The sequence below is a fragment of the Phyllobacterium sp. P5_D12 genome (assembly GCF_054049495.1).
In genome coordinates, this window is record NZ_JBFUMG010000141.1 from 1 (window position 1) to 9793 (window position 9793).

Consider the following 9793-nt stretch of genomic DNA (forward strand, 5'->3'; position numbering starts at 1 on the left):
GGATTTGACTGGACCGGTCGACGGCGACAGCGCTACGGTACGTGCGCCAAACCAGTCGACCACCGATCCTGAAAGCAATCCGAATTCCCAATCGGCGAATTTATCGACGAAAACGAACCCGATCGTCTTTTTCTGCTCCATATCTTTCGCTCCCATTTTGCCGATTATCTCAGCATTCTAGTCCGAAATAACCAGATTTGCTGACTTTTCTCGGCTGGCGAGCCTTCGGCCATCCAAGTTGCCATGGAGCGAGGTCGGAGCTGGCACTTTCCGTGCCAGCCTCCTTTTCTTTCATAGAGCCGCGACGTGCGAGGCGTTCGGCATAGGCATCCGGCCAGCCGATATCCTTCAGGATGTGCTCTGGAAGCGTACTGATATGACGCTCCGTTCGCATTTCTTCACGGTACGCTGTGAAATCCGAAAGCAGACGCCTTACTGTGCGGGCAATGCCAAAATCAACGTAAGTCATATCCCTGTCTCCTTTTGACTACGGAGACACTATCTCACACCCCTACTGACAACCTTCTGTCAGGAGGATGTCATGAGCGCGGATTAATTTTGGACACCGATCCCGCGTGCATTGAGCACCAACTTGATCTCCTCGAGGATAGCTGGATCATCGATCGTGGCCGGCATATTCCACGGTTCCTGATCGGCGATCTTCTGCATCGTGCCCCGTAAAATCTTGCCGGAGCGCGTTTTGGGCAGGCGCTTTGCCGTCAGTGCCGTCTTGAAAGCCGCTATCGGACCGATTTTGTCCCGGATCAGTGCGACGCAATCCTGTTCGATCTCGGTCTCGTCCCGCGTCACACCGGATTTGAGCACGATAAAGCCGCAAGGCACCTGCCCTTTCAAATGATCGGCAATGCCAATCACAGCACATTCGGCGACGTCCGGGTGGCTTGAAAGCACCTCCTCCATCGCGCCGGTGGACAGGCGATGTCCGGCGACATTGATGATGTCGTCGGTGCGGCTCATGATGTAGACATAGCCCTCTTCATCGATGATGCCGGCATCGGCAGTCTTGTAATATCCAGGAAATTCGCTGGTGTAAGCCTCGCGAAAACGCTGGTCGGCATTCCACAGCGTCGGCAGGCAAGCGGGCGGCAGTGGCAGCTTGACGACGATATTGCCAAGTTCGCCGCGTTTCACCGGATGCCCTGCATCGTCCAGCACCTGTACGTCGTAACCCGGCATCGGCACTGTCGGCGAACCGTATTTAACCGGCAGCATCCCGAGCCCAGCGGGATTGGCCGCCATCGGCCAGCCGCTCTCTGTCTGCCACCAATGATCGATGACCGGAACGCCAAGTTTTTCCTCCGCCCAATTGATCGTGTCCGTGTCGGCACGCTCCCCAGCCAGGAACAGGTATTTCAACGACGAGAGATCATACTTTCCGATAAACTCGCCTTTTGGATCTTCCTTCTTGATGGCCCGGAACGCCGTCGGCGCCGTGAACAGAACCCTGACCTTGTGCTCGGAGATAATGCGCCAGAACGTACCCGCATCCGGCGTTCCAACCGGCTTGCCCTCATAGACGATGCTCGTTGCCCCGATGAACAGAGGCGCATACGCGATATAGGAATGGCCCACAGCCCAGCCTATGTCTGAAGCCGCCCAGAACACGTCGCCCGGCCTTGTGTCATAGATCGCGCCCATGGACCAGGCAAGCGCCACCAGATGCCCGCCATTGTCGCGTACGACACCCTTGGGCTGGCCAGTCGTACCTGAAGTGTACAGAATATACAGCGGGTCCGTCGCCTTCAGAGTGGCGCACGGCACTTCACGTCCCGCCGCAGCAGCTACCGCCTCCGCATAGTCGAAATCACGCCCCTCAACCATCTCGTGCGGCTGCTGCGGACGAACGAGAACCAGGCAGGCGCTGACCTTGTGCTTGGCCTGCTCTATAGCCTTGTCGAGCATCGGCTTGTAGGCGACGACGCGCCCGGGTTCGAGACCGCACGAAGTCGCGATGATCATCACCGGCCTGGCGTCATCGATGCGCGTGGCGAGTTCATGCGCGGCGAAGCCACCAAAAACCACGGAATGCACGGCCCCAATGCGAGCGCATGCAAGCATCGCGACAACGGCCTCCGGCACCATGGCCATGTAGATGATAACGCGGTCGCCCTTTTTGACTCCCTTGTCTATCAGAACTGCAGCCAGCGCATTGATATCGCTCAAAAGCTCCGTATAGGTGATCTTGCGCTGGGTTCCTGTCGCTGCGCTGTCGTGGATGAGGGCAAGCTGATCACCGCGCCCCTGCGCCACATGCCGATCGACGGCGTTGTAGCAAGTGTTGCACTCAGCGCCCGCATACCAGCGGCCGTAGGGTCCGTCATCCGGATCGAACACCTTTTCCCATGGCCGGATCCAATCGATCGCCACGGCGGCATGAGCCCAGAAAGCCTCCGGGTCGGCCTGYCATTCCTGATAGATTTCTTTGTATCGCGATCTCATGCGTATCCTCCCGGCTCAGAGCATCCCTAATGTGCAACGCAGAGTCAAAGGTGGAATTGACAATCGCACATTGATCGACCACTGCTCGGCTTACCGATCATCCGCGCAGGTAAAATGCCTTCATGACCAAAATCCTGCCTCTGGTGCTGATCCTGATGATGGCGTTGCACATCATCAAACCATTGGGCTGGCCGGGATTAAAAAAACGCGGTGATTTCTGGAAGATAGCCGCCGGTGCCATTCTTGCGATGTTCGCGCTCGTCCTGCTCGGACATGCTGGCTATTAATTATCCACCGATTGGCTCTCAATGTCTGGCAGGTTGAGAATATAGGGCACCAGATGTTTCGCCCAAGCATCATATCCAAGCGCCGAGGCATGGAAGCCATCGCTGGAAAAGCCTTCCGGTCCCTCTATCGGCAGACGCGTCGCGGGGATCRCCATGCGTTCACGGCATAGCCGCTCACCCAGTCTGTTGATTGCACTCGCCCTAGCTTCAAGGATGCGACCGAGCAGTGGCGGCATAGCCGGAACATCACGAAAATCGATGACCTTCGACCAGACGATATGCGCTTCGGGCCACTTCGCCTTGAGCGCGTAAAGCAGCCCGCCAAACTCGCGCTTGAAGCGCGGCAGCGAATGGAAATTCTTGGCGTCGTTGGTGCCGGTCGTCAGCACAATATGGGTCCACATGCCGCGCTCGAGATTAGGCACCACGTGATCGCGCAATTGGCCGGACGTCGCCGAATTGAAGCCCGCAGTGCGCCAGATGATCTTGCGCCCGGTCCGCCCCTGCAGATGCACCGCAAGCCGCACGCAAAGGCCCTGCCATGCATCGGTTACGCCAACACCGGCCGCGGACGAATCGCCAATCACGAGCAGCCTGATTGCCGGGTCCTTGCCAGCTATCTCACCTATGGGCAGGTTGCTTGGCGGCAGCATACGCTCTGTTTTCCGCCGCACGCTCGTGCCCTGCCACGCGTAGATGGGATAAAGCAGCCAGCTGACCAGCGGATGGAACGGCGAAGGTTTCATTAGCAGGCAAATACCTCCCTTGCCATTTATGCATTCGCCTGAATGCGTAAATGCTACAATAACACATTGGATTTCCACGCATAAATGTTTCCGTTACGAATCCCGGCGGGCAAATGGTGCGCAAAAAACCCGGGCTGATTGTCCAGCCCGGGCTCCATCAGATACGTTTTTGGATAAAAAACGCTTAAGCTGCTTTCTCGAGGTCTTTTTTCCAGCCGCCCATTGCGGCAAGACTGTTCATCTTCGCGCGGTGGGTAAAGGCCCTCTGGCCCGCTGCAACGTTCTCGGGTTTGCCGTTCCAGGCGCTCAAGGCAGCTGCCTGCAGTGCGYGGCCATAAGAGAATGAGAGCTTCCACGGCAGCGTGTAATTGGCATTCATCGCCGAAAGATGCGCCGTGGCTTCCTCGTCATTCTGGCCACCAGAAAGGAATGTGATGCCTGGAACTGCCGCCGGTACGGTTGATTTCAACAGCCGCACGGTTTGTTCGGCCACCTGCTCGACCGAAGCCTTGCGGGCATTCTTCCCGTCGATGACCATGTTTGGCTTCAGGATCATGCCTTCCAGCACAACGCGCGCATCATAGAGTTCATCGAAAACCGTCTTCAGAACCCATTCGGTGACTTCATAGCAGCGTTCGATGGAATGCGTCGCAGGCTTGCCATCCATCAGTACTTCCGGCTCGACAATCGGCACGATACCGGCCTCCTGGCACAGCGCGGCATAGCGTGCCAGTGCCTGTGCGTTCTGTTTGACCGCGCCCCAGGTCGGGATACCATCGGCGATACCGATCACACCGCGCCATTTGGCGAAACGCGCGCCAAGTTTGTAATATTCGCCAAGCCGTTCGCGCAGTCCGTCGAGACCTTCAGTGATCGTCTCATCAGTGAAACCGGCAAGTGGCTTCGCACCCGCATCGACCTTGATGCCGGGAATGCAGCCATCAGCTTGAAGAAGTTTGACGAACGGCGTTCCGTCCTTGGCACTTTGCCGAATGGTCTCGTCGTAAAGAATGACCCCGGAGATATAGTCCTTCATCGCTTCATCGGAACGAAACAGCATTTCGCGATAATCCCGCCGGCTATCGGCAGTCGATTCCAGTCCGATCGTGTCGAACCGCTTCTTGATTGTTCCTGTACTTTCATCAGCAGCAAGCAGACCCTTGCCGTCGGCAACCATTGCAATCGCGATATCTTCCAGGCGTTCGCTCATCAGTTATATCACTCCATTTTCCCACAGCGTGGGCCATAGCAGAAGCAAATGACAAACGGAACTATACACCAACTTATTGAAACGATTGAAATTTTTTCAACCGATTTAGAGAGATAACATTTTCTGTTGTTCATTAATCGTAGCGGGCGACGGATTCTCGAGAAGGATAGATATCTAGTGTTTTTTCAGAGCATCCACACCAGGCAGAGGCTTACCCTCCATCCATTCGAGAAATGCTCCTCCTGCGGTCGAAACATAGCTGAAATCGTCGGCGACGCCAGCATGATTGAGAGCAGCGACGGTATCACCTCCGCCGGCGACTGACACGAGGTGCCCTGCCTTCGTCCGCGCGGCCACATGACGTGCAGCGGCGACCGTTGCATGATCGAACGGATGCAGTTCGAAGGCGCCGAGTGGCCCATTCCACACCAATGTGGAAGCATCGTCGATGGCAGCCTTGATACGCTCGATCGATTGTGGGCCAACATCGAGAATCATTCCGTCATCTGGAATGGCATCGAGACCATAAGCATGGAACGGTGCGTTAGCCTCAAAATGCCATGCGACGATGGCATCGACAGGCAGGATGATGGTGCAATTGGCCGCATTCGCCTTGGCCATGATTTCCCGCGCTGTCGCGGCTAGATCGTGCTCGCAAAGGGATTTCCCCACATTCACGCCCTGCGCGGCGAGAAACGTATTGGCCATGCCACCACCAATTACCAGTGCATCGACCTTTTGAACGAGGTTGCCGAGAAGGTCGAGCTTGGAAGATACCTTGGCGCCCCCGACAATGGCAACGACCGGGCGTTTTGGATTGCCCAAGCCCTTCTCCAGCGCCCGAAGTTCTGCCTCCATCGTGCGTCCCGCATAGGCGGGAAGCGCGCGCGCAAGCCCTTCAGTTGATGCATGGGCACGGTGGGCAGCCGAGAATGCGTCATTCACGTAGATATCGCCGAGCGCGGCCAGCGCTTCCACATAAGCCTGATCGTTCTTTTCCTCGCCCTTGTGGAAGCGGGTGTTTTCCAGGAGCAGAATGTCGCCATTTTTGAGGGTGGCAACCGCTTCCGCAGCCTTGTCGCCAACGCTGTCTTCGGCAAATTGTACGCTGTGACCAATGACCTTCGACACCGCCAACGCTATTGGCTTCAGCGAGAATTCCGGCGTGGGACCATCCTTCGGGCGGCCGAAATGAGCCAGCAGGATGACTTTCGCGCCCTTTTTCGACAGTTCAAGAATGGTCGGCGCAACCCGCTCGATGCGGGTGGCATCGGTTACTTCGCCATTTGCTACGGGGACATTCAGATCAACGCGCACAAGCACGCGTTTTCCAGAGGCATCGGCATCATCTAGCGTCTTGAAAACAGTCATCGTCCTACCCTCATTTGAAATGGTACGCATGGTTAGCAGGCCAGATGGACAATAGCCTATCACGCCCCGCCACCGAAATTGGATCTCCGGGAGACCTCGTGAGAAATTCAACCTGATGGGTCAGCTGGTGCGGTTTGCGAGAACCGGAGCGCAGTGGACATTTAGGTCCATGAGCACCGGAAGCGCAGAAAATCGCACCAGATGGCCATCAGGATGGATTTATCGAAGGTCTCAGATGACCTTGCCGAAAGCCACAGCCGTATCAGCCATCCGGTTCGAGAAGCCCCACTCGTTGTCGTACCAAGAGAGCACGCGCACGAATGTGCCCTCCAGCACCTTGGTCTGGCTTATGTGGAACACAGAAGAATGCGGGTCGTGATTGAAGTCGATCGATACATTCGGCTCGTCTGTATAGCCAAGGATACCTTTGAGCTTGCCATTGGCAGCCGATTTGACGGCATCATTGATCTCCGCAACCGTCGTCGGCTTCTTGGCGACGAACTTGAAATCCACAACCGAAACATTCGGGGTCGGAACGCGGATTGAAGTACCGTCCAGCTTGCCATTGAGTTCTGGAAGAACGAGGCCCACGGCCTTGGCCGCACCGGTTGAGGTCGGGATCATCGACAGGGCTGCAGCACGGCCGCGATAGAGATCCTTGTGCATCGTATCGAGCGTCGGCTGGTCGCCGGTGTAGCTGTGGATCGTGGTCATGAATCCATGATCGATGCCGACGGCTTCGTTGAGAACATAGGCTACCGGCGCAAGGCAATTCGTCGTGCAGGATGCATTCGAAATGACCATATGGTCTTTCGTCAGTTTGTGGTCATTGACGCCGAAGACGACGGTCAGGTCGGCACCATCGGCAGGCGCCGAAACGATGACCCGCTTTGCGCCGGCTTCAAGATGAGCAGCGGCCTTGTCACGCGCAGTGAAGATACCGGTGCACTCAAGCGCGATATCGACGTTGAGTTCTTTCCACGGCAATTCGACAGGGTTGCGTACGGCAGTGACCTTGATCGGTCCGCGGCCAACGTCGATCGTGTCGCCATCAACCGTCACGGTTCCGGGGAAACGGCCGTGGACGCTGTCATAGCGCATCAAATGGGCGTTGGTCTCGACCGGTCCGAGATCATTGATCGCAACGACCTCGATATCGGTGCGGCCGGATTCCACAATGGCGCGAAGAACGTTGCGGCCGATGCGGCCAAATCCGTTGATTGCAACGCGAACTGTCATTTGTATGTCTCCCTGGGTTTTGGGGCCCTCGAATGGATTATGCAGGAATGGTCTGGATTATTTCAACTTCGCTTCCGCCGCTGCGACGATATGGTCCGCGGTGATACCGAAATGCTCGTACAGTGCTTCGATTGGCCCGCTGGCGCCAAAGCCGGTCATGCCAATGAAAATGCCATCTATACCGATGAACCTGTCCCAGCCCATGCGGATGGCAGCTTCGACCGCAATCTTCACCGGCGCGTCACCGAGGATGACGCGTTTGTACTCGTCGCTCGTCTGTTCAAAAAGTTCGAAGCAGGGAACGGAAACGACCCGCGTCGGATGGCCGTCTTTTTCCAGCTGCGTGCGGGCATTGAGAGCAATCTCAACTTCCGAACCCGTAGCGAAGATGGTGACTTCGGCCTTGCCGCTCGCCGCTGCGAGCTCATAGGCACCATAGGCGCACATATTCTCCGCGATATATTCGGTCCGTACCGTCGGAAGGTTCTGGCGGGTCAAAGCGATTGTCGACGGCGTCTTGCGTGACTTGAGTGCCAATTCCCAGCATTCCGCTGTTTCAACGACGTCGGCCGGGCGGAAAACGTAATTGTTGGGGATGGCACGCAGAGCGGCAAGATGTTCGACCGGCTGGTGCGTCGGCCCATCTTCACCAAGACCAATTGAATCATGTGTCATCACGTAGACAACGCGAATGCCCATCAGGCTTGAAAGCCGCATGGCGCCGCGTGCGTAGTCGGAGAACGTCAGGAACGTCCCAGAATAGGGAATGAGGCCGCCGTGCAGCGAGATACCGTTCATCGCTGCCGCCATCCCATGCTCGCGAATGCCATAATGCACATAGCGCTGACCGTAGTCCTCAGGGGTGATGTTGCTGGTCTGGCTGGTCTTGGTATTGTTGGAACCTGTCAGATCTGCGGAACCGCCAATCGTCTCGGGCACAATTCCGTTGATGACTTCGAGCGCCATCTCGGAAGCCTTGCGGGTCGCAACCTTGGGCTTGTCTTCGGAAAGCTTCTTTTTGTAGGCCGAAATAGTTGCTTCGAAATTATCCGGCAAATCACCACTCAACCGGCGATCCCACTCGGAACGGATAGTCGAATCGACTTTGGCCAAGCGCTCATCCCAGGCCCTGTGTTCTTTCACAGAACGCTGGCCCGCGGCACGCCAGTCATTGAGAATGTCGGCAGGGACAACGAAAGGCTCCGCCGTCCAGCCTAGCGCCTTGCGCGCGCCGGCGAGTTCTTCGGCGCCGAGCGGCGACCCATGAACCTTGTTGGTGCCAGCCTTCGTCGGCGCACCAAAACCGATTGTCGTCTTGCATGCAATGAATGTCGGCTTATCGGACTTGTGAGCCTTCTCGATTGCAGCAGCAATCGCATCCTGATCGTGACCGTCGACGCTTATGGAATTCCAGCCTGAAGCTTCGACACGGGCACATTGATCGGTGTTGTCGGCGAGGGTAACCGGACCGTCGATCGAAATATTGTTGTGGTCCCAGAAAACGATCAACTTGTTCAGCTTGAGATGGCCGGCAAGCGCGATCGCCTCCTGGCTGATGCCTTCCATCAAACAGCCATCGCCAACGATGACATAGGTATGATGGTCGACCAGATCGTCACCGAAATGCGCATTCATGATGCGCTCGGAAAGCGCCATGCCCACTGAGTTGCCAAGACCCTGACCAAGAGGGCCGGTTGTCGTCTCGATACCGGCGGCGTGGCCATATTCCGGATGACCGGCCGTACGCGAGCCAAGCTGCCGGAAGTTCTCGATCTGATCGATGGTGATGTCTTCGTAGCCCGTGAGATACAGCAACGAATAGAGCAGCATCGAGCCATGGCCAGCCGAAAGCACGAAACGGTCGCGGTCGGGCCAATGCGGTGCCTTCGGATCGAACTTGAGGAAGCGGGTAAAAAGCACGGTCGCAATATCGGCTGCGCCCATGGGAAGACCGGGATGGCCGGAATTGGCTTTTTCCACCGCGTCCGCTGAAAGGAAGCGGATTGCATTGGCCATTTGGTTGGATTTCTCAGAATTGGTCATGTTCACCGTCTTTCGAAGAGGAAAGGAGTGCCGTCTCTGGATGCCGGAAAGACAATATCCAAAAGGCACGCGACAAATAGCAGGTGTCTTCAGGGAGTCAATTAAACCTAAGGCAAAATGGCCTCGCCGACAAACGGGTCATTCGTCGCACGAGATTATTATCGGTGCATGACTGGACCATGACGGCGCGGATTGATTGACGTGGCGTTGATGTAACCCTTAGACTCTCCAAGATAAGCTGTTCTTCTTTTTKCGATTCGTTTAAAAAGATTGACACATGGGGAAGCATTGAAATGGCATCGGAAGCCACCCTCAAACAGGTTCTTGATAGACTGGCAAAAGCTTTGGCGTCCCTTGAGGACGCGGTCGACGCACGTCTTGAGCACGAAGGCGATTTTGCCGAAGCCGAAGAAGAAGTGCAGCGCATGAACATGGAC

General features: G+C 56.4%; 9 protein-coding genes. 2 read left to right on the forward strand and 7 right to left on the reverse strand.

Annotated features, from left to right (window positions below):
* Positions 1-169: 169 nt before the first annotated feature.
* Both ACXJ5O_RS11655 and ACXJ5O_RS11660 read right to left on the reverse strand, forming a co-directional pair.
* The gene (locus ACXJ5O_RS11655; RefSeq protein WP_457300037.1) at positions 170-469 is read right to left on the reverse strand and encodes a DUF1127 domain-containing protein; all 300 of its coding nucleotides are present in this window, start codon (positions 467-469) and stop codon (positions 170-172) included.
* Between the two features lie 83 nt (positions 470-552).
* Positions 553-2460 carry a propionyl-CoA synthetase gene (locus ACXJ5O_RS11660; protein ID WP_457300038.1) on the reverse strand — a complete coding sequence of 636 codons (1908 nt, stop codon included), beginning with the start codon at positions 2458-2460 and terminating at the stop codon, positions 553-555.
* Positions 2461-2582: 122 nt separating this feature from the next.
* Here ACXJ5O_RS11660 and ACXJ5O_RS11665 point away from each other — a divergent pair, with 122 nt between their 5' ends.
* Positions 2583-2747: a hypothetical protein gene (locus ACXJ5O_RS11665; protein ID WP_183665176.1), complete on the forward strand. Its 165-nt coding sequence runs from the start codon at positions 2583-2585 to the stop codon at positions 2745-2747.
* Here the strand turns inward: ACXJ5O_RS11665 and ACXJ5O_RS11670 are convergent.
* The 5 genes from ACXJ5O_RS11670 to tkt form a co-directional block, all read right to left on the reverse strand.
* On the reverse strand, positions 2744-3493 hold the full coding sequence (locus tag ACXJ5O_RS11670) for an SGNH/GDSL hydrolase family protein (protein WP_457300039.1): 750 nt from the start codon (positions 3491-3493) through the stop codon (positions 2744-2746). The genes ACXJ5O_RS11665 and ACXJ5O_RS11670 overlap by 4 nt on opposite strands.
* Positions 3494-3677: 184 nt before the next feature.
* A complete protein-coding gene (locus ACXJ5O_RS11675; protein WP_457300040.1) occupies positions 3678-4703 on the reverse strand; it encodes a class I fructose-bisphosphate aldolase in 1026 nt (341 codons plus the stop codon).
* Positions 4704-4877: 174 nt separating this feature from the next.
* Positions 4878-6074: a phosphoglycerate kinase gene (locus ACXJ5O_RS11680; RefSeq protein WP_457300041.1), complete on the reverse strand. Its 1197-nt coding sequence runs from the start codon at positions 6072-6074 to the stop codon at positions 4878-4880.
* Between the two features lie 231 nt (positions 6075-6305).
* Entirely contained in the window at positions 6306-7313 is a 1008-nt protein-coding gene (gene gap, locus ACXJ5O_RS11685; RefSeq protein ID WP_112524599.1) for a type I glyceraldehyde-3-phosphate dehydrogenase, read from the reverse strand.
* A gap of 57 nt (positions 7314-7370) precedes the next feature.
* A complete protein-coding gene (gene tkt / locus ACXJ5O_RS11690) occupies positions 7371-9356 on the reverse strand; it encodes a transketolase (protein ID WP_457300042.1) in 1986 nt (661 codons plus the stop codon).
* A 293-nt stretch (positions 9357-9649) separates the two neighbouring features.
* Between tkt and ACXJ5O_RS11695 the strand changes: the two genes are divergently transcribed.
* Positions 9650-9793, forward strand: a 144-nt coding sequence (locus ACXJ5O_RS11695) for a DUF4164 family protein (protein WP_457300043.1), incomplete at its 3' end; no start/stop codon positions are given.

Coding starts and splice junctions, on each gene's coding strand:
- tkt (WP_457300042.1), bottom strand. CDS start 9,356: ATGACCAATTCTGAGAAATCCAACCAAATGGCCAATGCAATCCGCTTC.
- gap (WP_112524599.1), bottom strand. CDS start 7,313: ATGACAGTTCGCGTTGCAATCAACGGATTTGGCCGCATCGGCCGCAAC.
- ACXJ5O_RS11655 (WP_457300037.1), bottom strand. CDS start 469: ATGACTTACGTTGATTTTGGCATTGCCCGCACAGTAAGGCGTCTGCTT.
- ACXJ5O_RS11665 (WP_183665176.1), top strand. CDS start 2,583: ATGACCAAAATCCTGCCTCTGGTGCTGATCCTGATGATGGCGTTGCAC.
- ACXJ5O_RS11680 (WP_457300041.1), bottom strand. CDS start 6,074: ATGACTGTTTTCAAGACGCTAGATGATGCCGATGCCTCTGGAAAACGC.